General features: G+C 40.0%; 27 protein-coding genes. 18 read left to right on the forward strand and 9 right to left on the reverse strand.

The window, feature by feature from the left end:
• Window positions 1-679: dienelactone hydrolase family protein (locus J8L97_RS16245; protein ID WP_211051200.1), on the reverse strand; the 679-nt coding region annotated here is incomplete at its 3' end.
• A 382-nt stretch (window positions 680-1,061) separates the two neighbouring features.
• Here J8L97_RS16245 and J8L97_RS16250 point away from each other — a divergent pair.
• Together J8L97_RS16250 and J8L97_RS16255 are read left to right on the forward strand one after the other, a co-directional pair.
• Complete coding sequence (locus tag J8L97_RS16250) at window positions 1,062-2,168, forward strand: MBL fold metallo-hydrolase (RefSeq protein WP_211051203.1); 1,107 nt, start codon at window positions 1,062-1,064, stop codon at window positions 2,166-2,168.
• Between the two features lie 110 nt (window positions 2,169-2,278).
• Window positions 2,279-2,875, forward strand: coding sequence for a hypothetical protein (locus J8L97_RS16255; protein WP_247688706.1), 597 nt, complete (start codon window positions 2,279-2,281; stop codon window positions 2,873-2,875).
• A gap of 57 nt (window positions 2,876-2,932) precedes the next feature.
• Here J8L97_RS16255 and J8L97_RS16260 read toward each other — a convergent pair whose 3' ends face one another.
• Window positions 2,933-4,012 carry a hypothetical protein gene (locus J8L97_RS16260; protein ID WP_211051205.1) on the reverse strand — a complete coding sequence of 360 codons (1,080 nt, stop codon included), beginning with the start codon at window positions 4,010-4,012 and terminating at the stop codon, window positions 2,933-2,935.
• A 16-nt stretch (window positions 4,013-4,028) separates the two neighbouring features.
• Here J8L97_RS16260 and J8L97_RS16265 point away from each other — a divergent pair, with 16 nt between their 5' ends.
• Window positions 4,029-4,319 (forward strand): hypothetical protein, encoded by a 291-nt coding sequence (locus tag J8L97_RS16265; protein ID WP_211051207.1) that lies wholly within the window; start codon window positions 4,029-4,031, stop codon window positions 4,317-4,319.
• A gap of 523 nt (window positions 4,320-4,842) precedes the next feature.
• Here the strand turns inward: J8L97_RS16265 and J8L97_RS16270 are convergent.
• The 4 genes from J8L97_RS16270 to J8L97_RS16285 form a co-directional block, all read right to left on the reverse strand.
• Window positions 4,843-5,235: a DUF6463 family protein gene (locus J8L97_RS16270; protein WP_211051210.1), complete on the reverse strand. Its 393-nt coding sequence runs from the start codon at window positions 5,233-5,235 to the stop codon at window positions 4,843-4,845.
• Window positions 5,236-5,237: 2 nt separating this feature from the next.
• Window positions 5,238-5,801 carry a TetR/AcrR family transcriptional regulator gene (locus J8L97_RS16275; RefSeq protein WP_211051213.1) on the reverse strand — a complete coding sequence of 188 codons (564 nt, stop codon included), beginning with the start codon at window positions 5,799-5,801 and terminating at the stop codon, window positions 5,238-5,240.
• Window positions 5,798-6,301, reverse strand: coding sequence for a DUF2867 domain-containing protein (locus tag J8L97_RS16280; RefSeq protein ID WP_211051216.1), 504 nt, complete (start codon window positions 6,299-6,301; stop codon window positions 5,798-5,800). The genes J8L97_RS16275 and J8L97_RS16280 overlap by 4 nt, the downstream gene beginning before the upstream one ends.
• Window positions 6,302-6,516: 215 nt before the next feature.
• Window positions 6,517-7,500: a fibrinogen-like YCDxxxxGGGW domain-containing protein gene (locus J8L97_RS16285; RefSeq protein WP_211051219.1), complete on the reverse strand. Its 984-nt coding sequence runs from the start codon at window positions 7,498-7,500 to the stop codon at window positions 6,517-6,519.
• 161 nt (window positions 7,501-7,661) lie between these two features.
• Here J8L97_RS16285 and J8L97_RS16290 point away from each other — a divergent pair, with 161 nt between their 5' ends.
• Window positions 7,662-7,832: a ribosome alternative rescue factor ArfA gene (locus J8L97_RS16290; protein WP_211051221.1), complete on the forward strand. Its 171-nt coding sequence runs from the start codon at window positions 7,662-7,664 to the stop codon at window positions 7,830-7,832.
• Window positions 7,833-7,973: 141 nt separating this feature from the next.
• Here the strand turns inward: J8L97_RS16290 and J8L97_RS16295 are convergent, their stop codons facing one another.
• Complete coding sequence (locus tag J8L97_RS16295; RefSeq protein ID WP_211051236.1) at window positions 7,974-8,522, reverse strand: rhomboid family intramembrane serine protease; 549 nt, start codon at window positions 8,520-8,522, stop codon at window positions 7,974-7,976.
• A gap of 296 nt (window positions 8,523-8,818) precedes the next feature.
• Here J8L97_RS16295 and J8L97_RS16300 point away from each other — a divergent pair, with 296 nt between their 5' ends.
• The 9 genes from J8L97_RS16300 (at window position 8,819) to J8L97_RS16340 (ending at window position 17,020) form a co-directional block, all read left to right on the forward strand.
• Entirely contained in the window at window positions 8,819-9,772 is a 954-nt protein-coding gene (locus J8L97_RS16300) for a CHAD domain-containing protein (RefSeq protein ID WP_192506478.1), read from the forward strand.
• A gap of 26 nt (window positions 9,773-9,798) precedes the next feature.
• On the forward strand, window positions 9,799-10,698 hold the full coding sequence (locus J8L97_RS16305) for a DUF350 domain-containing protein (RefSeq protein WP_211051239.1): 900 nt from the start codon (window positions 9,799-9,801) through the stop codon (window positions 10,696-10,698).
• A 3-nt stretch (window positions 10,699-10,701) separates the two neighbouring features.
• Complete coding sequence (locus J8L97_RS16310; protein WP_211051241.1) at window positions 10,702-12,438, forward strand: polyamine aminopropyltransferase; 1,737 nt, start codon at window positions 10,702-10,704, stop codon at window positions 12,436-12,438.
• A gap of 79 nt (window positions 12,439-12,517) precedes the next feature.
• The gene (locus J8L97_RS16315) at window positions 12,518-12,931 is read left to right on the forward strand and encodes a YjfI family protein (RefSeq protein WP_211051252.1); all 414 of its coding nucleotides are present in this window, start codon (window positions 12,518-12,520) and stop codon (window positions 12,929-12,931) included.
• Window positions 12,932-12,945: 14 nt separating this feature from the next.
• A complete protein-coding gene (locus J8L97_RS16320) occupies window positions 12,946-13,638 on the forward strand; it encodes a PspA/IM30 family protein (protein ID WP_211051255.1) in 693 nt (230 codons plus the stop codon).
• 70 nt (window positions 13,639-13,708) lie between these two features.
• Window positions 13,709-14,338, forward strand: a complete 630-nt coding sequence (locus J8L97_RS16325; protein ID WP_211051258.1) for a hypothetical protein — start codon at window positions 13,709-13,711, stop codon at window positions 14,336-14,338.
• Window positions 14,339-14,400: 62 nt separating this feature from the next.
• On the forward strand, window positions 14,401-14,664 hold the full coding sequence (locus tag J8L97_RS16330) for a hypothetical protein (RefSeq protein ID WP_247671195.1): 264 nt from the start codon (window positions 14,401-14,403) through the stop codon (window positions 14,662-14,664).
• Window positions 14,665-15,147: 483 nt separating this feature from the next.
• Window positions 15,148-15,870 carry a lipoyl protein ligase domain-containing protein gene (locus tag J8L97_RS16335; RefSeq protein ID WP_211051260.1) on the forward strand — a complete coding sequence of 241 codons (723 nt, stop codon included), beginning with the start codon at window positions 15,148-15,150 and terminating at the stop codon, window positions 15,868-15,870.
• A 133-nt stretch (window positions 15,871-16,003) separates the two neighbouring features.
• On the forward strand, window positions 16,004-17,020 hold the full coding sequence (locus J8L97_RS16340; RefSeq protein WP_211051261.1) for a substrate-binding domain-containing protein: 1,017 nt from the start codon (window positions 16,004-16,006) through the stop codon (window positions 17,018-17,020).
• A gap of 18 nt (window positions 17,021-17,038) precedes the next feature.
• Here the strand turns inward: J8L97_RS16340 and J8L97_RS16345 are convergent, their stop codons facing one another.
• Window positions 17,039-17,434, reverse strand: coding sequence for a VOC family protein (locus tag J8L97_RS16345; RefSeq protein ID WP_211051263.1), 396 nt, complete (start codon window positions 17,432-17,434; stop codon window positions 17,039-17,041).
• Window positions 17,435-17,452: 18 nt separating this feature from the next.
• Here J8L97_RS16345 and J8L97_RS16350 point away from each other — a divergent pair, with 18 nt between their 5' ends.
• The 4 genes from J8L97_RS16350 (at window position 17,453) to J8L97_RS16365 (ending at window position 19,188) form a co-directional block, all read left to right on the forward strand.
• Window positions 17,453-17,683, forward strand: a complete 231-nt coding sequence (locus tag J8L97_RS16350) for a ribbon-helix-helix domain-containing protein (RefSeq protein WP_211051264.1) — start codon at window positions 17,453-17,455, stop codon at window positions 17,681-17,683.
• Between the two features lie 17 nt (window positions 17,684-17,700).
• A complete protein-coding gene (locus J8L97_RS16355) occupies window positions 17,701-18,075 on the forward strand; it encodes an MmcQ/YjbR family DNA-binding protein (protein ID WP_211051266.1) in 375 nt (124 codons plus the stop codon).
• A gap of 157 nt (window positions 18,076-18,232) precedes the next feature.
• A complete protein-coding gene (locus J8L97_RS16360) occupies window positions 18,233-18,646 on the forward strand; it encodes a hypothetical protein (RefSeq protein ID WP_192506491.1) in 414 nt (137 codons plus the stop codon).
• A 17-nt stretch (window positions 18,647-18,663) separates the two neighbouring features.
• Window positions 18,664-19,188, forward strand: a complete 525-nt coding sequence (locus J8L97_RS16365; RefSeq protein ID WP_211051268.1) for a hypothetical protein — start codon at window positions 18,664-18,666, stop codon at window positions 19,186-19,188.
• A gap of 77 nt (window positions 19,189-19,265) precedes the next feature.
• Here the strand turns inward: J8L97_RS16365 and J8L97_RS16370 are convergent, their stop codons facing one another.
• Window positions 19,266-20,033: an HAD-IIB family hydrolase gene (locus J8L97_RS16370; protein ID WP_210998222.1), complete on the reverse strand. Its 768-nt coding sequence runs from the start codon at window positions 20,031-20,033 to the stop codon at window positions 19,266-19,268.
• Window positions 20,034-20,288: 255 nt separating this feature from the next.
• On the opposite strand from J8L97_RS16370, the gene J8L97_RS16375 reads away from it, so the two are divergent.
• Entirely contained in the window at window positions 20,289-21,908 is a 1,620-nt protein-coding gene (locus J8L97_RS16375; RefSeq protein WP_211051296.1) for an SUMF1/EgtB/PvdO family nonheme iron enzyme, read from the forward strand.
• Window positions 21,909-22,013: the final 105 nt, after the last annotated feature.

A 22,013-nucleotide genomic window follows, 5' to 3' on the forward strand; every position in this document is an offset into this window, starting at 1 on the left:
GGTATCCGTGTTCAGGTCCTTTGTAACTGATTAATTTACTATTAATATGCATCGCGCTATCAAATAGCGTTTTGGCGCTGCTATAAGTTCTTCCATCTTGCTCAGCTGCGATAATTAGGGTGGGGACGTTTGCCAAATCGGTTTTATATCGTGCAATGTTAGTCTCATTCTGAGCCGATGAAAAAAACACGATAGCTGACATAGGTGTACTTTGTGCCAAATTCACTGCTTGGGTGCCACCACAACTGGCTCCTATTATAGCGATACGGCCATGATTACCGGTTTTGCTTTTTAGGTAATTATATGCCAGTGCTACATCATCAGGCCAATTTTGAGAGAGAGTTAACCAAGCCGAACGCCGAGTGTCATCTGGTTGCGATCTTACTTTTTCAATATCATATTGATGATTTACGCTTTCTCCAAATCCTCTAAAATCTAAACTTAATGCGTGAATACCTAATTGTGCCAATTGTTCACCTATCTTGGTATACATACTTCGATTGTAATTACATTGATGAAGCATTAAGACGGCACGGTCGCTGGCAATGTTAGGTTTGAAATAGTCTGTTTTTAGAGAAAAGTTGTCGGAGGTGATTAATACACTCTCTGTAGCGTGTGTCACAGTAGAAAAGCTCGCAAGGAATATGAGTATGCTGAGTACCTTATAATTTTTTTTCATAATCGTTCTTTTAATTTAAGTGTTGTTCCAACTTAACGATAGCTTGTTTTTTTTTCAGTGATTTTCGTTCAGTGAAACAATAAACGCGTTAAGGTGAATTATTAGGTGATTCTAATTGCGGCACTCCAACAGAAGACCTTTGGCTATGTGTTTGGTTGTTGGTGCACATTATGAGGAGCGGAGATCGTATTTGTTGTAAAGGTAATATTGATATGAGGCTCGTTACTTTTTCAAAGAATGGATTTATCGTTTTGATTTTTATGGTTATATTTTTAATTTTTCTTTTTGTTTTCTATTTTTAGCAAATAATAAAAAGTGGTTAAGATTTAGGTAAACCGTAAATGTACAATGAGAGCATGTTTTAGGAAAAGGTATTATAACAATGAAAAATAGACTTTTACTTACGCTTTTAAGTACCCTGTGTTTAAGCGCTTGCTCTCAAAATATCACGCGTATAGAGAATGAATTGTTCCTGGTAACAGAGAAGAAATATCAAAATATTTATCCTGGTACATATCAAGGCCGCGGCCCTCATCATGCTTATGATGATGTTGACTTTTTATTACCAACAGAGAAAAAAACAGTTGAACCGGGCATGATCAGTTTTGCGCATTCTGGTATTGATAAAACGTTTGGGTTTGATTATGAAAAGCTACTCTCTCCGGCGGCGGAAATAAATAGCCGCAATGCAGGTCATATTACCTGGCTTGGGCATGCAAGCTTTTTGATACAGAAAACCAATGGCGATGCATTCGTTACCGACCCTGTTTTTGGTGAGTTTGATGGATATGGTTGGGTTGGCAGTAAAGTCATTGATGACTTAAACCGCTTGGGCGATGCACCTATAAAAGCAGACCAACTAGATTTTGTTACGGCAATCATGGTTTCTCACAATCATTATGATCATCTTAATAGTGAAACTTTGAATCATTTTAATGGCAACACGGCTTTGTACTTACCACTGGATACTGCTGATGATGTCAACTATCAGCAAGGTCCCATTACTGAAATGGGATGGTATACACAAACCAAACATAACAATACCGACCTTCACTTTTTGCCTGCGAATCATACTTCCAGCCACGGGCCGTTTGACACAGATGAAAGTTTATGGGGAAGCTGGTTAATGGATGATGGTACACATAAAATCTATTTCGCTGGAGATACGGGTTATAGCCCCATTTTTAAAGACATACAGCAAAAAGTCGGTGACATAGATGTGTGCCTGATGCCGATTGTTGCATATCCTGGAGGGGCTAGAAAAATGCATATGTCACCGGAGGATGCTGTACAAGCCGCACAAGATTTAGGGTGTAAGGTATTTATTCCATGGGGATATGGTACTTGGGCGTTAGGGTTTGAGCACGTCAATGAGCCTTTACGTCGATTAGCAACAGCAGTACAAGACATGAAGCCTAACTTTACTGTAAAAACATTACTGGTTGGTGAAAGTGTAAATTATGCTGAGTTATTAAATACGGCTAATTAATATTTAGCCCAACGACCATAATTGTGCATCGCAAAATGTCGCATTAGAGACCATAGTATGAAAAATATAACGGTCTCTGTTACTGTTTCTTTCATCGCTTCTTATATAATATGCATCTAAATTCACAGGTATGGAAATATGATGGTATTTCGAGGGGGCTTTTTTTAGCTGGAATGGTATTGAGTGGCTGTGTCAGTTTTACAGATACACAGCATCTGATAGCAGAGGATTGGCGCTATGCAACAGATCCGCATGGAAGTCGGGCTGTCTTTGAGGGGGGATTAGTGACAAATGGACAAGTTGATATTGGCTTTTTGCGCGTGCCAAGGCTCGACAGGGCGAATAATTCCTGGGTTGAGCTGATATATGATATTCCAACCCGTTCTCTAGGGGGCTACGAAAGCGTCACAGTGACTTATCAAAGTGATAGAGCTCTTATTATTAAATTGTCGCAAAAAGACTATGGTGGGCAGGGTGATAAAAGCTATGCGCATTATCAGGTTACCTTACCAAAGGCAGATAAAAAGACGACGCACACAGTCATGTTATCTGATTTTTCTCGCCCAGATTGGACACCAAAATGGTCAACGGGCAAAGGGATGATAAAGGCACATATCAATGCGCTTTATTTTGTACCCAGTTTAACAGATAAAGACGGTGGCAAGGCCCTGTTGAGCATATCAGCATTGACGCTCAACAAAAAATGAGCGCGCTTAACAGTGATTGCCCATACTCAATGCCTGATGTTTGATTATTATCTGATTCTATTGAGGGTTGTTAATGAGTGTCCTTTTGGCATGAGTAGATAACCGCTGACTATGATTTTGCTGTGATAATTGTCGCAGTCGTTTGACGGCAAAAAACGCAGTTATCATATTAGCTACAGCAATGGCTATAAACATACCGGTTAGTGAGAGGTAGTACAATCCAATTATAGCCAGAGGCAGTGTGAATAGAATTTTATGGCTAAGACTGAGTACATTTGCTTGGGTTGCGTGATTTATTGCGTTTAAATAAGACTGCGTTAGCATAACAAAGCCTGCGCCAATTAAGCTAATAGGTACAAACAGTAAAAATGCATCTAGATCTGCTTTTAACACGTTGCTCAAGTTTAGCGCGATGAAGATAGACTGAGCGTTAGCAAATAAAAGCAGTGCAATGGCGATTTGAATGATAAAAACTATCGCAAAGCTATTTATAATAAATGACTTTACTCGAGAATACTCATTGGCCCACCAGTTTGCTGCAAGAATGCCTGGCAGTGATGCCGTGAATACCATAGGCGTTAGCAAAGCGAGTGCTTCAATTCGAAATACAATGCTCAAAAGTGGTAGTTTTTCGTGCGCAATGCTTGCAACAAAATAGGTGAGTACACCAATACACACAGGCATATACAATTGCTGTAACGTTGCATTTAGCCCTGTGATTGATATTTGCCTGAACGTGTTACGCCATTTTATTTTCTGAATAACGATGTTATCGATACCGAGCATGCGAAACGTTATCAATAATGACACAAACGCAAAACAGGTATCAGAAATTAAATGGCCGTATCCCGCACCCATGATGCCGCTATTTGAAGATTGGGCACACGTACCATCACCAATTAAAATATAGCTTAATGCAAATTTACTGAGCATCCACAAAGTCAGTACTGTGCTCGCTGGTTTTATATGGCCCAAACTACGCAGTATGCCATTACATTGCCAAATGAGTACCAAGGGCAACCAAGAGACTAATCGTATATTGGTATATTCGGTAGCGAGCGAGGTGACCGCTAAGTCCACCGCGGATGTAGGAGAGGAAGTTGTCCCTAATACGGAATATATCAAAGGGGTCGTCATGTAAAGTAGTAGTGAAATGAAGAGAGTGAATAGGCTCACCACAGTTAAAGCTCTTATCACATTGACGTTTAACCCTCCCATCATGTTGTCATTAGAGTATGTTGATGTTTCTGATTTTACACGGCATATCCAATTGTTGGTTGCAATTGATAAAGCGATAGTGAAGCCGGTCATCGCGATTGTAATGGGTGCGCTGAAGCTTAATGCTGAAAGGTGCTCAGAGCACAGTTTCGCAATTAAAGTGATTTCAAATAAATCATATGCAACCAGTAAAAAAATAGCAGGAAAAATTGGCAAAGAACTATAAATAATAAGCTTTAAAACTGAAGTCTTTAACATCCATTGTTGTTTGCATAGTGGCATGTATATTTTATATTCCGTTAGTGAATAAGAAGATAGTGCTTTGTAAACAATAGACCGTGCAATTGGCAAAAAAGTTCTTAGTGGAATGTGAGTTAGCATGAATATGTTTTTATCGTAAGATATTGCGACAATGGATTGAACCGAAGGGGTAGGAAATAGTCATCATCAAAGCACATACGTGAATTTGTAGCGATATGCCAATCGAGTTGATTATTTAAAATAAATCAGCTTGTGTGTCATTGAATGAATCTAAGTATGTAGAAGTACCCAATATACAAGAGCGCTTCTGATTATGTATGATGCTAAATTAAGGCGTCATATAGTTCTCATGTGCAGTAAAATAATTCACCCTTTCAGTGTTGCCCCTGACTGCCTGCGATATCTGGAGTGTGGTTTTCAGCTACATCGGTTTGGTGAAAATGAAGAGGTGTATGTCCCTCCTCATTTTGACAATATGTTATACAGATTTAGATAGCGGTTGATGTTTGTGGTGTTTTGCTGCGACTTAACACAATAAGCCCACCTTGTATGATAAATAAATAAGCGCCAGATACGGGCATGATATAGGCAGCCACGGAGCCTAAAAATATAAAGCTCCAGCCCAATTGTGGTGGCACTTTTAGACCTTGTTTAATCATTGTTTGCAGTGCGTGGCCAAATGTTATCCAAAAAGCGCCAGTTAATAGGAACCAGATAATGGCTTCCCTTTTGAAGTTCATTTCTCCATTGGTGATAGTGGCGCTAAACCAACCACTGTCATGCATTTCTAATAGAGTCGGCCAGCCCAAAATCAACCCTATCATGGTGTGAAGCACACCAGTAAAAAATAAAGCATATCCTGAATATTTAGTTAAGTTCATGGTTAATCTCCTTGTTGTATGACGGGTAAAAATTGTTGAGCAATTAATGCTGATAGCTTTAGGCACTGCGTTACATCGGGTTGCGGTTTTATGTGTAAGAGGCCTAAAAATTGGGCATAGGATATTGCAGCCAGATCTGTGGCTTGCTCAGGGTTGAGTCCTAACTCTTGATAACATGAGGCTAAAAATGCTTGGCGCTGCGTGTCGATTTTCTCTAAGTGTTTGATGATAAATGTTTCAGTGAGTGACCAGGCCCGAATATGTATTTCAGCCTCAATGTTATTACTTGCAATGACTTGGTCAAGTTTTTGTAACTTTTCTAAGGGCGAGCTTTGGGTGTTAGCTTGCGCGATAAAATTGACCGTGGTTTGCTCATACCAGTACTGCATTAATGTATGCACAAAGTCATCTCTATTTTTAAAATGGTGATAGAACGAGCCTTTGGTGACTTCAAAATTTTGGCATAAATTTGCAATTCTAAGGTGTTGCGGGCCAAGCGCGATGAGTTGTTCGAGTGCTTTTTCAAGCCATTGTATTTTGCTGAGCTGTTGGTTTTTTTTATTCATAATCGCTGCTCTTGCACAGCATTGTGGATAACCACTCGGGCAATTATCCAATGAAATGGCGTGATGAGTGCCATATATAATCGGCCTATAGGGGTTTTAAGGTTGACTAATGTTGAAACGGTTGCTTGTTGACCATCGGTTGTCACGCTCATATAAAACTGCATATGCTTATCTTCAGCAAAACTAATGATCTCATGATCATGGACAGAGGTAACGGTCATAAACCCCGCAGAGTCGCCGAGTTTTAAGTCTGTTTTTTCCATGTGTAATGTGCTGTCTGTAGCTACCTTGAAGCCAAAGTACTTGACGGTTTTGTTACGGATATTCATCAATGTATCTACCCACTTAGGCATACGAGAAAATATATTAAGTTGTGCTTTCGCAGCGCTTATTGATGGTTGGCTAACAGGGGCGCTTAAGGCATCTCGAAAGCTATGCTTGCTGCGTTTTGATGCTAAAAAATCATCTTTTGGTACAGAAACTGCTTTTACTTTCCACATAACCTATTCCTTCAATATATACATACCATACCTTATGGTATGTATATATTGTGCTTTTATTATCCAGTTGTAAAGTGATTAATAACTTTGATGTTATAGAAGCGCGGTATAGACTGCTTTGAGCAGCGCTATACCTGTCATTCTTTAGGTTAGCACTACCTAACCCATAGAAGTCCCCAGCGAGACCCATTAGCCTGTGCATTGTATGCACACTGTTATGAACCCAAAGAGTTTGGTTTATGAACGCCGTGCGCAAGCCAGCAAGAGTGCTTTGCGCCATGTATGTCTCGCTGCCAACCGATGACATTGGTGTTGTTACGATCATTTGCATATAGACAGTTATTATATGAAGCCCCCGATTTATAGGCATCGGTACAGTTTGGCAGTGCAAAGCCTTGTTGTTGCTTTTCTTGCTGGTCTATATAACCCCAAGTATATCTAATCATTTCTAATTCAGAGGTTGTTGCTGATACCTGATACGCAGATTGACATCCACCACTCGTACAGGCTACTTGCTCTCTAACGTCAGTGAAGTGAGACAGGGTACCTTGATATAAACCGGTATGGGAGGGATCTGAAAGAGTGGTGTCCGGAAAGCTATCGTATTGGTTTATATGAGGGTATCCACCTGCTTGTGATTTAGAAAAAGTACCTATAAGAGTCCATCCGCCTTCATCGGTCGTCATATCGCAATATGCATTGAACGCATTTTCTGCGCTTCCGCCATCGGGGTCAATGCTATAAATACCAGATTGTGCAGACGGATCTTGGTTAAGAACCTCAGCACAATGTAGTGGTGTTGATGGTTGCTGAGCCGCTGTTATTAAGTTGAAATCACCAGAATCGTTGTTTGCGCCAAACCAAGCGCCTTTAAAGCCGTTTGATAGCGTGCCCTGGCCCAAGAAATAAGTGCGTTTTTCGGCTTCAGCGACAATAAATTGAATTCTTTGTGTTGACCCAGAACCTATTTGAGTGAGTTGTATGGCTTCAAGCTGACCATTTAAGGTGTGCGGTGTGGCCAATGTTGAGAATTTACCAGAAATGATATGAGCATACGTTTCAATTGCCATTTTATGAGTGGTTATGGGGGCATCTGTTAATTCACCATTTAAATCACTATCGAGTTGTAATTTCCAATCATATTGCTGTGCGCAGACAACTAAAGGCATCACTGCGCATAGAGAGATTAATTTTTTCATTTTTAACATTCACTTAAGTAACTTATTAGAGAGGAACGGCAATTTATCATGTGGAGCTAAAAAAGGTAAATAGAGGTAAATAAGTGCAATGCATATTGCGTCATACATTGGTTTACTTGATAATAAATAGGCATTTATATTAATTAATGGAGAGGTCATGCATGTCAAATAAACATGCCCACCAACGTGGTGAAATAAAAGACAATGCGCTTAAAGCATTGGTTACAAGCCCATTGTTTAAAGCCAAAGTTGAGAAAGCAAAGAAAGGCAAAGGGAGTTTTAAACGTAAAGCAAAACATCAAGGCCAAGAGCCTTATCTTATGGCAGTGTAGCGAGCTCTAAGATAAGGCTTTTTTAGAGTGATAGCTTGGTTTCATGGTAGGAGCTGAAGCTTTAATAGTGCAGTGGCCGTCTGGTTTTTGACCTTCGGATAAGCCGGGTATGTTACGGAGTTATTTAGCTGCAAGGCCATACTATTTAACACCGTTATTTTTGAACAGCTGAGCGGCGAGTAAACCAGCTAACATGCCAAAAAAGTGGCTACTCCAACTTATGTTTGGCTGATAGCTGAGCAGTGAAAAAGCAAGTCCTCCGTAAATAAAAAAGACCACAATAGCGATGAAAATATTTTTAACGTTACGTTGAAAAAAAGCCAAGGCGAGTAAGTAACCCCATAATCCAAATATCATCAAACTGGCGCCAGCATGATGTGCCGCTGAGCCTAATAACCAAACACCGCTGCCAGCGACGAGCGTAATAAAAGCGAACACGAGAATATATTGTTTAAACCCATTTTGTAGAGCAAGAAACGATAACAAAGCCAGTGGGATCGCATTTGATGCTAAGTGTAGCCAGTTGTGATGTATCCAAGGTGCTAATGGAATCCCGATTAATCCCATTGTGGTACGAGGAATAATACCAAACTGTGAAATGATTCCATTTGTTACTGTGTTAAGTAGCTGAATAAGCAGCATGATTAAAAGTAGTACGGCGATGATTTTGATTGACTGTCTAAATGGCATTGAACGTTTCCGAATATCAAGTTTAAAGTGTTTTTAATATGACAATAATTACCGTAAAGGTGTGGATATCTTATGTGCATAATGCATTAATTACCCCATGTAATTGTAACAGCATATTCCCATTTTGGTTATGCATAAAGAATTAAGTTAAATTAAAATAACAGCTTACATAATTTATTTGCGCCAAGTAATTTATTACACAAATAGGGATTTTTAGTGAGAAGCACTTGGTTATCTTGCCGGGGTATGTAGAATGGGGGCTTAAACTTTTACTAAAGCAGATCAGGTGACAATGAATGTCCGATTTTAAAGTTTGGAAACTGATTAGTCTGTTTTGTTTGTTTAGCTTAATGCTGGGTTGTGAATCGAAGGAAGAACGTACGCAACAAACAATCAAATACACACTACAAGAAGCTTCACGTGAGATTAATGCCTTAGGTGAAGCGCTTGAAAAAAAACAAATACGAAATGCGGTATTACTCAGTGAATATGGCAACGTACTCAGTCAGCAAAACCCACAATTTAGTGCCATTGCAGAACTTGTCGCGCAAGATGCAACGACGCAAGGCCCTTTGTATCAAAATTTACTCACCCGCTATCGTCAGTTGAAAGCACCAGAGCCAACGATGCACAGTGATGACATTATTACGCAAGCGATGTTATTAAAAGAAGCCGCGACGCGAAGTCTATTTGCAGACGCATTAACCGACCCAATTAATGTATTGGCGGATATGTCAAATGGTACGCTGGCACGTGTAGGGGCCATTAGTAAAGCGGCTGAAGATGCCGCCAATGGCCAAGCCGGTGTCGGTAATCAATTAGTAGGAAATGCCAATTACGGGCAATGGGAAACCCAATCTAATGGCACCAATTTTTGGATGTGGTATGGCATGTATCGAATGTTTGGTGATCTCGTTGGAGGAGTGGAGTATGGCCGTTGGAGCAAACACAGGAAGTATAGTTATTACAACGATTATGGACGAAAACGCTATACCAGTTATAGTAACTATAAGCGTCAAACCGCGGTTGAACAGCGCACTCGCCAGTCTTATAAAAGCCAAGGGAAGCAGTTTACTAGCCCTTATGCCAAGACCAAAGCTGGCGCATCAGGATTGAGTCGTAGTAGCCATACCCCATCATCAGCAACGCGCAGTAGTTACTCGAGAAACAGTAGCTATGCTAAGTCAAATTCTGGCTCGGTGCGTAATAGCTCAAGTAGAACCTCGCGCGGTGTTAGCCGAGGAAAATAACGAATTAGATAGCGGAGTTTATAAAAATGTACCAAATTAACGGATTAACGGCTTGGTCTCTTCAAGCGCTATTGATAGATATGATTATTATCATTGCGTTGTTTGTGAGCCTGAAATACATAAAAGGGTGGGTCTCAAACCTCCATGCGAACGATGAAATAACAGAAAAAGATAACTTTGCATTTGGATTAAGTTTTGCGGGTGGGCTTGCTGGACTCGCAGTGGTCTTAACCGGTATTACCAGTGGTGCTTTTGCTGATTCATTATTAGAAGAAGCGACCCAGATGGCTGGTTATGGTTTGGTGGGAATCGTTTTAATTAAAATAGGGCACTTCTTTCAAGATAAAGTGGCCTTGAAAAAGGTCGATTTACATGGCGAGATCCTCAAAGGCAATATTACCGCAGCCCTGATTGATTTTGGTCATGTGTTAAGTGTTGCGATTGTGATCCGCTCGGCATTAGTTTGGGTATTAACAGAAGGTTGGTATGGCTTACCTATTGTTGTAATTGCGTTTGTCATAGGTAATATTTGTATACTGCTAGTGAGTCAATATCGCGTACAGTTATTTAAGCGTACGAATCGCAATGGTGATTGTTTACAGCAAGCTATTTTAGATAACAATATTGCGGTTGGGATCCGCTATGCAGGGTTTTTGATTGGCAGTGCATTGGCATTAACAGCGGCGACTGGGATTGCACCGTACGTGGCAGACACGATTACTTCAAGTTTGATTTATTGGAGCGTATCAGCACTGGGCAGTATAATCGCATTTATCGTGTTGCATTTAGTGATGATCAAAATAATTCTTGCAGGGAAAGACATTTCAGATGAAGTGAATCGTCAGAAAAATATTGGCGTAGCAACAATTTCAGCGGCAATTTCGTTTGCGATAGGTATCACTATGGCCACATTACTTGGCGTATAAACTTTGACAAGCGCATCTTCGCAAAACTCTGAAAACGTGACCAGCAACCTTAAGTTGCTCGGTCACGATATCTTACTAATTAGTGTCATGGCGATTCTTGCTGGCTGTGGCTTAATTTATGAATACTTATTGTCCCACTATGCAGGGCGCGTTCTAGGTTCTGTAGAAAGCGCCATTTATGCCATGATTGGGACAATGATTGTTGCCATGGGGATTGGTGCGTTTTTAGCCCGTTGGTTTAAAGACCCATTTACTGCATTTGCATGGCTTGAAAGTTTAATTGCGCTGCTAGGCATGAGTAGTATTTTGATTATTGCCAGTGTTATTGCCTTAACTTATACCCTTCCTCATACATTTTCCAGCCTGTATAACTTACCTGCTGATGCGGTAGTTGATGGCAGAATATTTGAATCACTGCAAAGTGCCGCACGTTTTTTACCATATATTTTTGGATTAATGCTCGGTATTTTTATTGGTATGGAGATCCCTTTGATTGCGCGTATTCGTCAGCATGTTTATGGGCGATTTTTAGAAAACAACGCAGGTACAATTTACGGTGCTGATTATATTGGCGCGGGTATTGGCGCAGCAATATGGGTGATGATCATGTTGGCGTTGCCGATAATGCAAGCCGCAGCATGGACGGCATTATTTAACGTCATTGCGGGGCTGATGTTTTTGTGGCGTTATCATCAGCATGTGCGTTTCGCTAAGCTGTTATTGTTATGTCATGTGTTGCTGCTCGGGCTGTTTTTAGTATTGCTAAGTTATGGCTCTGTGTGGATGAAAGACTTAAGCAATGTTTTGTATAAAGATAAGGTGATTTACTCTGAGTCGACTAAGTATCAACATGTTGTGGTGACTGAGCGATTGAGCCGCACGCAAGCAATGCCTATTAATGATCTATTCTTAAACGGGCGTCTACAATTTTCCAGTGCCGATGAGCAGATATACCATACTATGTTGGTATACCCTGCGATGTTAGCGGCTAATCGCCACGACCGAGTGTTAATAATCGGTGGCGGTGATGGATTAGCACTGCGCGACGTACTCAAATGGCCGGTTAAAGAAGCGACACTCATTGATTTAGATGGTCAATTACTGTCGCTATTTGGTTTGAAAGGTCAGCCTTTTTCAGCGTTACCGGAGATAACAACTAAGCTATCGGCGTTAAATCACGATGCCTTGAATGATCCTCGCGCCAAAGTCATTGTCACCGATGCCTTTTTAGAAGTGGAGAAAATGCTTGATGAAGGGTTATTGTTTGACAGTATTATTATTGACTTGCCCGACCCAAATCATCCCGATTTGAATAAGCTTTATAGTGATTACTTTTATAATCATGTTAGACAGTTATTGTCACCCGACGGTGCATTATCGATTCAATCGACTTCTCCGTATCACGCAAAGAATGTGTTTATTAGTATTGCTAAAACGGTGCAGCAAGCTGGGTTTGCTCATGTTGAGCAATATCAGCAGAATATTCCTTCATTTGGTCAATGGGGATGGACAATTGCAACTCGAACAGGTCAAAGTGCCAGTGAAAGAATCAAAGCCGTTAACGATTTTCCTGTACCAAGCAATTGGGTTAATCAAGAATATTTACAAGCTGCATTTGCTTTTCCAAATAAATTTTTTGATGAAAATAAAAGTATAGAAGTCAATAGACTGGGTTCTGGTGTGTTGTACGATTATTATCGTCAGGCATGGCAAACAGAAGCCGAGTTGTATAAAAATTAAAATGGAAGGTTGACATAATATGTCGGCTATGCAAATCTTAACTCAGACATAATATGTCATAGTGAATAAGGTATATAAGATGGAATTAAATGAATTATCAATCAAACTTGCATTATTTGAAACTGAAGGTGCAAATTTTGAGTCATTCTTAATTGCGAACGAAGGCGAGCAAGAAGTGTTGCAGGTCATTGTAGATGGCAATGATGAGTTACCTATTTTTGTTACTCAAACAGAAGAGCAGCTACTTTGTATCAGTTACTTATTTAATGAAGCCGAAGTCAAAACTGAACTGCGCCATGAATTGAACGAAGCCTTATTAAAGTTAAATGTACCAATTCCTTTGAGTGCTTTCGCTAAAATTGATGATCAGTATGCAATATTCGGTGCTTTAGCAGTGAGTTCATCTTTTGATGAAGTGACACATGAGCTAGTAACGTTAGCCGATAATGCAATCGACGCTTTAGACGCTGTGACCGCTTATTTAAACGAATAATAGTGGAGTAAGTTATGAGTATTTTAAAGAAGTTATTTACCGCTGTACGTGGTGGTGCCAGAGAAGTTGGTGAGTCGATTGTGGATGCGAATGGTATTCGCATATTTGAGCAAGAGATAGCGGATGCACAGAATGCGCTGCATAAAGCCAAGAAAAGCTTAACGGAAGTGATGGCGAAAGAAATGCAAACCAAGCGTAAAATTAGCGCTTTAGATGACAGTATTGCCGAGCATGAAGAATACGCAGGCCAAGCGTTAGAGAAAGGTAATGAAGCATTAGCAATGGAAATTGCTGAAAAAATTGGTGATTTTGAAACAGAGAAATCTGAACATGATCAAGTACTAGCAGGCTTTAGCAACCATATTGTGGTTTTAAAGCAACAAGTTAAAGATGCTGAGAAATCAATCAAAGAGAACCAACGTCAATTAACGATGGTTAAAACGACTGAAAGTGTTCAGCAAGCAACAATGGCAGTAAATAGCACATTGAATACTAATGAGTCATCAATGACCAACGCGCGTCAATCGTTAGAGCGTATTAAACAACGTCAACAAGATAGACAAGATCAACTCGGTGCAGCGAAGCAACTAGAAGCATCTGCTAATGGTGATGATCTAAAAGCGAAGCTTGCTGAAGCGGGTATTGGTGAGCAAAATCAAAAGAGTAATGATATTCTTGCGCGTATAAAAGCAAAACAAAACGGATAATTTGTTTTACTCTGATAAAGGAGGCTGTGCCTCCTTTTTTGGTTTGGTATTATTGTAAATAAGGCTTCTTATGTTTGGTTTTTTTAAATCTAAAAAAGCGCCAGAGCGCCAGCTCTCTCATCCAAGTCAGTTAGCCGTTGGTGATATGCTGACACTGATTGATTCATTTGCGTACCCGGGTTGGCTTAAAGGTCAAACGCTTAAAGTAACCGATGTACAAACTTATCAATATCAGCATAACGCAGAGTACGAGTTTGTGCTGGAAAGTGAATCTGGCAAAGTGGCTTTCCTGCAAATTGAACGCAATGATGGCGAAGAGTTTGCTAACTTTTCGGTCAAAATTCAGCGAGAAGAAGTGGATGTTATTTTTACTTTGGATGAATTTGCACGTATTTTCGATGAAGAGCAGTTAAGTGAGATCACGACTGTCGCGCAACCCGATGCTTATGCACATTTCTTAGCGGATAAATATAAGCAAAGTGAAACGCCTTATGTGTGCTATTTCCATGCAAAAGACTACAGAAATCAAACTTTACCGCGCTATCAAGATGAATCTGGCGAGCCATGTGAAGTGATCAGCTTGATCTCAAGTGACGAAAGTCACAGTATTAATATTGAAATTTGGGAAGGGGGAGAAACCGAAGTGTCTTTGACACTGAGTCGCCCTGTAAGTGACGTAATTGACTTGTTCCCAGGGTAAAGGTCGTGACAGATAAGCAAGCCAAGTGGCAACGACAAGAACAAGCCGTTCGAGCCACGCAGATGGCATTTGATTTGACCAGCGATGTGCAAAAAAGCATTAAAAAGCAAGCCATTGATGAAGAGTTAACCCCATCAGATATGATCCGAAAGATTTTACAATTAGATGTGAAATCTAAAAAGACGCGGCAAAGACTGTCATTTAATCTGAATGATGATGAAATTGCAGAGCTGGCAATACGTTTTGGGGTTGCGACAGATGATAAAAGAGCGGTAAAGCAGCAAGTTGCCGATATTCTGATCCAGAAATTTTCAAAAGGTGAGTAGCAGCCTAGGCGCTTATCAATTTGGTATGGGGGTTTTGTATTACCGCTATTTCTGCACCGTCAAAAGCTGGGCTCCGCTGAAAGTGATTTCCAATTAACTTTGCGTAGCCCAATTCTGCAACGGCGTTGCAATTCAATATTTTTTCGTCGCCACTCGTGCCAACATATATTGCTCCAGAGGCTTCAACATAGCGCCTTTCTATATATACTTGAGCACAGTGATCAGGTATATATACGTCGCAAATGAACTTGCGCAGCATAAAGAGAGTAAATAGTTAGATAACGTCATTTTTTCTGTGAAACCGCAGTGTATGTGTATTTTTCACAAGGTATTTATATTCAATTAGGTTTACTCTAAGGTTGTCATGCAATTGTACCTTTAAAAGATTGGGTATGGAGCGTTAGAGTCCCCCACCAATACCCCATATGATATGATGTTACAGCTGTTTATTCATTGACTAAGACCCGCACGAAAAGGACTATTATGGAAAAAACACGTATTAAGCTACTGCGTTATACTGATATTGCAGTTAGTACAGTCTTTGACAAAGAAGCGGCGTTATTGGCCCAATTGCAAACTAACATGTTAGATCAAAGCTTAATTTTATGGCGAACTAAAGTACCAACATTGGTTTTACCTGCGGGTAACAAATGGCCCATGAGTTCCTCACTGGAAAGCGCGTTATCTGAAATAGGGTGGCAATTATTTACTCGAAAAACAGGTGGTGCACCGGTTCCACAAACCGACCGTGTTATTAACGTATCTCATTTATATCATTGGCCAACCTCGAAACCTTATTCAATTGTTTTGGCATACCAATATTTATGTCGGGCTTTAACTGGCTTTTTGGCATCGTTTGGTATCACCTGTGATGTTCATGCCACGCCTGGGTCATACTGTGACGGTGACTATAATCTAAATATTGCAGGTAAAAAAATAATAGGCACAGCACAGCGTGTCGTCGTAACAAAAGGCGGAGGGCGAATTGTATTGGCGCAAGCGTGTATATTAATAGATGCATTAATGGAAGAGTTGGTTAAACCGGTTAACCTTTGTTATACCCATTGTGGTTATCAAGAATTAATCAAAGCAGATGTACATACCTCTTTATTTGAGCATATAGACGAACGTTTAAATGTCGATATGTTGTTTTCAAAGCTTCAACAAGCCTTTATCGATAGCCAGTTGTATTCCAGTTTTGAATAGTGTGTAATTTATTCAATATAGAATGATTACCTTTACTTTTATTTTACCTGCTTTACTCTTATCTGAGTGCTGTCACTTTTTATTGTGAGCAGCGAGGGATTTTGAGTTTGTATAATCGCGTTCTAGGATGAGTATGATTTTGCAGTATAGAAAGCCGCTAAGTCGTTATGTAACACAACTCACAACGGCTGTGCTTTTATCGATGTTATGTGTCAGTAATTGCTTTGCGACGGTGAAGATTGCCGTTGTCGGTAAAACTAAAAATGATAGTTTCTATGAGCAGTCTTATAAAGGGTGTGTACACTTCGCGAAAACACATGCCAATTTAGAGTGCGTATACGATGGTGTTGATGACTATCAGGATGTGCGTACACAAGTATTGATAGTAGAAGAGCTCGTGAAAAAAGGCATTGACGGGTTACTTTTATCCACGACTGATTCAACCTTTTTAGTTGAGGGAGCCCTTAAGGCTGCAAAGCGACAGGGGATCCCTGTGATCACCTTTGACTCAGATCTGTTACCCGAACATCAAACCTACAGATTGGCCTATGTCGGTACAAATAACTTTGATTTTGGTAAGGCATTAGGAGAGGTAGCCAAAAAATATCGCACCAATGAATCTCAGGTGTTTTGTATTCAATCTGGTCACCAAACGACGCCTAATTTGAATGAACGCATTAAAGGAGTTCGTTACTCTTTGAATAGCGAAATGCGTGGACCGCATGAAAAAGGCAATACTTGGAGAGAGTATGAACGATGTCCTTTTTATACGATGGGCCGAAGAGAAGATGCGCTTAACCAGCTGCTTGCAATGGTGAGAACACCTAACCCGCCGATATTTATTGCTGTCGCAGGGTTCGCACAGTTTAACCCTCGATATATTGAAATGTTGCGCCCCTACAAGAGTAAAATTCAAAATAAACAAGCAATTATTATTTCAGCTGATACCGAGCTAGTGCAATTAAGTGCCTTGCAACAAGGGCTTGCAACTGAAAATGTGGGCCAAAACCCATTTCAAATGGGTATAACGGGTGCGCAATTATTGTATGATGTGATTATGCATAAAAAGGAGCCTGACAAAGACAGTTATTTTTTAGACTTTCACTATTGCCAGCAAACTAACACGCAGACATGTACGGTTAATCATTAGTTGTTTGCTCATTTTCAGTTAACGATATATTTTGGATCGCTCGATGACTTCAATGTCATAACCATCAGGGTCGGTGATAAAAAAGAAGGTGGCAATTAAGGTAGAGTGATTGAAAAATTGTTTTATTTCTTTAGGCTGGTAACCAAGCTCAATGGCGAGTTGGTGCAGCGAATTAAGATCTGGCGTCGCGAAAGCGAGGTGACCATAGCCATTACCTAATTCATACTGGTTTTTTTGTGCATGGTTATGTGTTAATTCGAGTTCAAAATCACTGTCTTCATTACCTAAATAAATCAGTGTAAAGTCATCAAACGTCAAACGACGCTTTTCATGTAAGTTAAATAATGCGTGATAAAATTTAATAGATTGTTCAGCGTTGGTTACTCTAACCATCGTATGGATCATTTTAGCCATGTTGTTCCCGGAGTAAATATGTGTGAATTATATGCCTCGCAACCACAGTTGCTATACGACACAACCAAGCGCTCAATTCGAATTCAAGGTGTTGTTACGAGCTTAGCGCTTGAAAATCAAATGTGGCATTTACTAGAGCAAATTGCACAACAAGAGCAGAGCTCAGTTGCAGAGTTTATTTCCGTTTTATATCAAGAGATTATAGAACGTCACGGTGAAGTAAAAAACTTAAATTCATGTCTATTTTAATCGTTAAGGCAGGTAGTATGGAAAAAGCTGAAGTTAATACTTACTTATTAAATAAGCCATTTACCACAGTGAGTCAGCCATTTGGTGAAGGCGTTGATGTGTATAAAGTAAAAGATAAAATGTTTGCCACCTTAGCCCGAGGCAAAATGGGCAAGGCAGACAGCGATTATTGGTGGATGAATTTAAAGTGTGACCCTGATGAAGCTGCAATACTGCGAGATATCTTTGATGCAGTGATTCCTGGTTACCATATGAATAAGCGTCTTTGGAATACCATTATTCTCGATGGCTCAATTCCGCAAGGCGAAATTGAGCGGATGATTGATAATTCATTTTTGCTGGTGGTAGGTAAATTGACGAAAGCTGCGCAAAAGGCAATTCTTCAAAGGTAGATTCCGTGGCGAGCTCGGTCCATTTATCAGTGATTCTAACAAGGCTACATGAATAAAATTTTATTTGATATATTGGATGCAATATCCTGTATGAAATTTGACTGTTTTTCGTTACATTGAAGACTGTATTAACTTGTCTATTAATTAAGGAAAAATGATGACTACAGGTAAATTAGGATTGTTTATTGCTACATGGATGACGCTGTGTGTTGGCTGTCAGAGTGTGCAACAAAGTAATTCAGAAAAGGTGGATAGATTAACAGTAGGTGTAGTTCAAAAGGAGATAAAAAATGGTATGCCATCAACGGATGTGGTTGCTGCACTTGGTAGCCCAAATATAGTTAAAACAGCACCAAGCGGAAATGAAGTGTGGGTATATGATAAGTTTTCAAAAGAACAAGTTTATCAGACCTCAGGAGGAACTCTAGGGTACTTTTCTGGCAACGGAGGAGGGATTGTTTCTGCCGAGCAAGGCAGTAGTCAGGTTAGTTCGAATACGTTAACGGTCATCATCAAATTTGATCAGCTAAGTAATGTGAGTTCAATTGCTTATCACCGCAGTAAATTTTAATTAACAGGTAAGAGCTAATGAATTTACTGAAGTATTTTAGCGTATTGTTATGCGTGATAAGTGTACTTGGATGTGCATCAAAACAACAGCAAATGTCGACTTTAGAAGTGCGCAGTATGCAAACGAAAGAATACGATAGTACGACTCAATTGGTGGTGTTTAAAGCGTTGATAAATGCATTGTTAGATAGAGGGTTTACTCTGACATCTTCTGACTCTGATGCTGGTGTGGTGTTAGCAAATAGTACGACGACACAAACGAATGGCACAGAAGTATTCACAAAAGCAGTTGCCACGTATTTTACTCTGGGCCTTAATTGGGTATTTGGTGATAATAACCTAGATGATACGATTTCCATTGATATCTCAGCCAATGTGACTCAGCTAAAAGGGATCACAAGAGTTAGGATTAATGCCATTGCAAAGCGTTTAAATAGCAGTGGAGAAGTTGTTGAATCTGACATGATTGTTGAACCACAATATTACAACTCAATTTTTGAACAAATTGAAAAGTCGGTATTTTTAGAACAAAACCTCGATTAAAGCGACCATGCTATCCATAAATAAGAACTGAAATAGGCGGTATTCAGTTCTTATCTTATCGATATAAAGCGTTTCTGCTATGAGGCGCGTTTTGTCTCGAGTAAAGCTTGCAAATGTGTATGTATGGTATTTTTGCATACCAGAGTATGGGGGCGGGTGAGTGAAATACCACGACCTACCACAACCGCTTTTTTTGCCGCATTTAACATCGCGACGTCATTGTGATCATTGCCAAAACACATGGTTGACGACAAGTCGAGCTGCAATAATTGTAGCGCAGAAAGTTTGTTGCTTTGTTCAGTGACAATATCAAAGCAATCCGTACCACTATGGTGATAAAAAGAGAACTTATCAAAATGCTGCTCACAGTAGGCTTTTATTTCTTTATAACGACTTCCTTCAAGCACTAAGAGTTTGATGACTTGTTGTTCACGTAAGCTCGCATTACAAGTTGGAGGTGTGCCAAGCTTAGCGACCCACTGATGAAATTCATGCGGCTTGTCTGAAATTGCATAATCGTAATGCCCGTCATAAAGGTAAGCAATGCCTTCACGGTCAAGCCATTCAAGTAACTGTACTATTTGTGCTTTATTAAAAGCATTTGCATTGGTGACTTGCTGTGCTTTGCTGATCATTGCCCCATTGCATCCAATTAAGGTGTGATCCCAAAAATGTTTGGGTAGGACTGGCAACGTATCTCTTAATGGTCGGGCTGTTGCAAAGTAAGTATTAATACCTGCGGCCTCTAATTCTATGAGCGTGTCACTGAGTGCGCTAGTGAGAGGTTTGCCTTCAAAAATAAGTGTTCCGTCTAAATCGAAAACAAAGTTTTTAATACCCTTCATGTTACTCCTTGGTTATCTCAAATCAGGACTATTTTGCAATGAAAGTGGGGTTATTGTCTAAAGGTTTATTCTGAATTTAATCAGCCTATATTGAATTGTCGTTTTAAGCTGTGTTTTTCTATTTGTAAATTGTAACGTTATGATTTTATTTATTATAAATATGATAGGAAACTTTTATAAAACTGATAAGACGTCGCGTTAGTAACGACCTACAGTGGCCTTGGAACTTTTCGAAAAAAGTAAATTGGAGCTGGAATGAAAAAAATAACATTAGCTACATTGGTATTGCTATATGGTAATCGGGTTTGGGCTGCAGACGTAATTGAGCCGCCAATGGCGAGTATTCCCGCAGGGAGTTTTACGGTACAAACCGAAAATGATGAAAGTTATGATGTCACGGTGCCCGCATTTCAGATGGCTAAATATGAATTGACCGTTGCTGAATATAGCCGATTTATTTCTGACACAGGATATGAAAGTGCGAACAATTGCTCACATCGTATTGATTCAGGGTGGTTTAGCGGTCCGAGTGATGGTAGTTGGGACAATAATATATATCGGTTCTCAGAGTTTCATCCTGTTGTATGTATTAACTATGATAATGCCGTTGCGTATACGCAGTGGTTATCACGTAAAACGGGCAAAGATTATCGTTTGTTGTCTGAAGCTCAGTGGCAATATGTTATTGAAAGTGGCGGATTACAAGAATACATAAAAGCAGAGGGTAAAAAGCGTGAGCAAATATGTGATGTGGCTAATTTGGCTGATTTACATGCTCAAAATATGTCTGAAAAATTATACGGTGCGTCTTACACTGCAGCTTACAATATTGAGAACTGTAGCGATAAAGAGGTAACGCTCGCTATGGTTGGTATGTATAAAGCCGATAAATATGGTGTGCATGATTTAGTGGGTAACGCGAACGAAATTATGGCAGATTGTTATGTTAGTGATACCGATAAGTTGAAAAGTGAAGGTGTCACCAAGACTGGAAAGGAGTGCAAGGCCTTTTTTTCTAAGGGTGGCGCTTGGCATTGGGGAATTCAAAATGTATTGGAGCGTTCTCAAAAAAGCCGGGACTTTTTAGGGGCAATTGAAGGGTTTCGGGTAGTGCGTGATACCGCTGGACAACAGCTTGAGTCGCAAGAAGGCTCTACTTGGTTTGTGAACACGCTTAAAAAAGAACACGTAAAAGCTAGGCGAGTACATGCACAAGTAGCAAATTATCCAAAGCAAGTGACGGGCGTAAAGCTCACTGAATTTAAAGAGAAAGTCGAGTTAAGTTGGCAGCTAAACAATGATGAAATACAGCCAACATATCAAGTGATCAGACAAGATCTTTTGAATAATCATAAAGAGGTTATTGTTGGCTCTGGTATAAATGGGCGAGTTACAGACTTAAACCCTCTACCACATAAAGCGCGTTATTCTGTGGTTGCTTATTATGGTGATAGGCCGAGCTTGCACAGCGAAACGATTGACACATCGGCCTATATTACACATGCCATACCAGGTAAAATTGAAGGGGAGGCCTTTTCACAAGGTACTGATATTGAAGTTATGAACTCAGTTCAAGAAGCGAAAGAGGACCGCGTGTTTGCAAGCTTAGGCTTGGCGAAAGCACAGTACAAAATTGATGTATCAACGGCGGGGCAATATGCTTTGCAGCCGAGGGTGTATCATACGGGCAGCAGCAAGCGTGTTGAAGTTAAGCTTAATGATCGAGTAATTACGTCATTTTCGACTTCGTCTGAGCAAGGGTGGCAAGTTGTCCAAGATGTACACATCAACTTACCCGAAGGTGAGCATACATTGTCATTGCAAGGGCTTGAAGCTCGGTTGTCGGTTAATTGGATGGATATACGGCGTTTATAGTTTTTATTATTGTCAAACAGTAAGTATAAGGACGTACTTGTTGTTTGAAATTCAATCTATTTATTTTGCAGCAAAGCGAACGTTGGATTATTTTGGTTTGCAAAT

This window comes from Pseudoalteromonas sp. MMG012, assembly GCF_018100875.1.
GTDB classification, from domain to species: domain Bacteria; phylum Pseudomonadota; class Gammaproteobacteria; order Enterobacterales; family Alteromonadaceae; genus Pseudoalteromonas; species Pseudoalteromonas aurantia.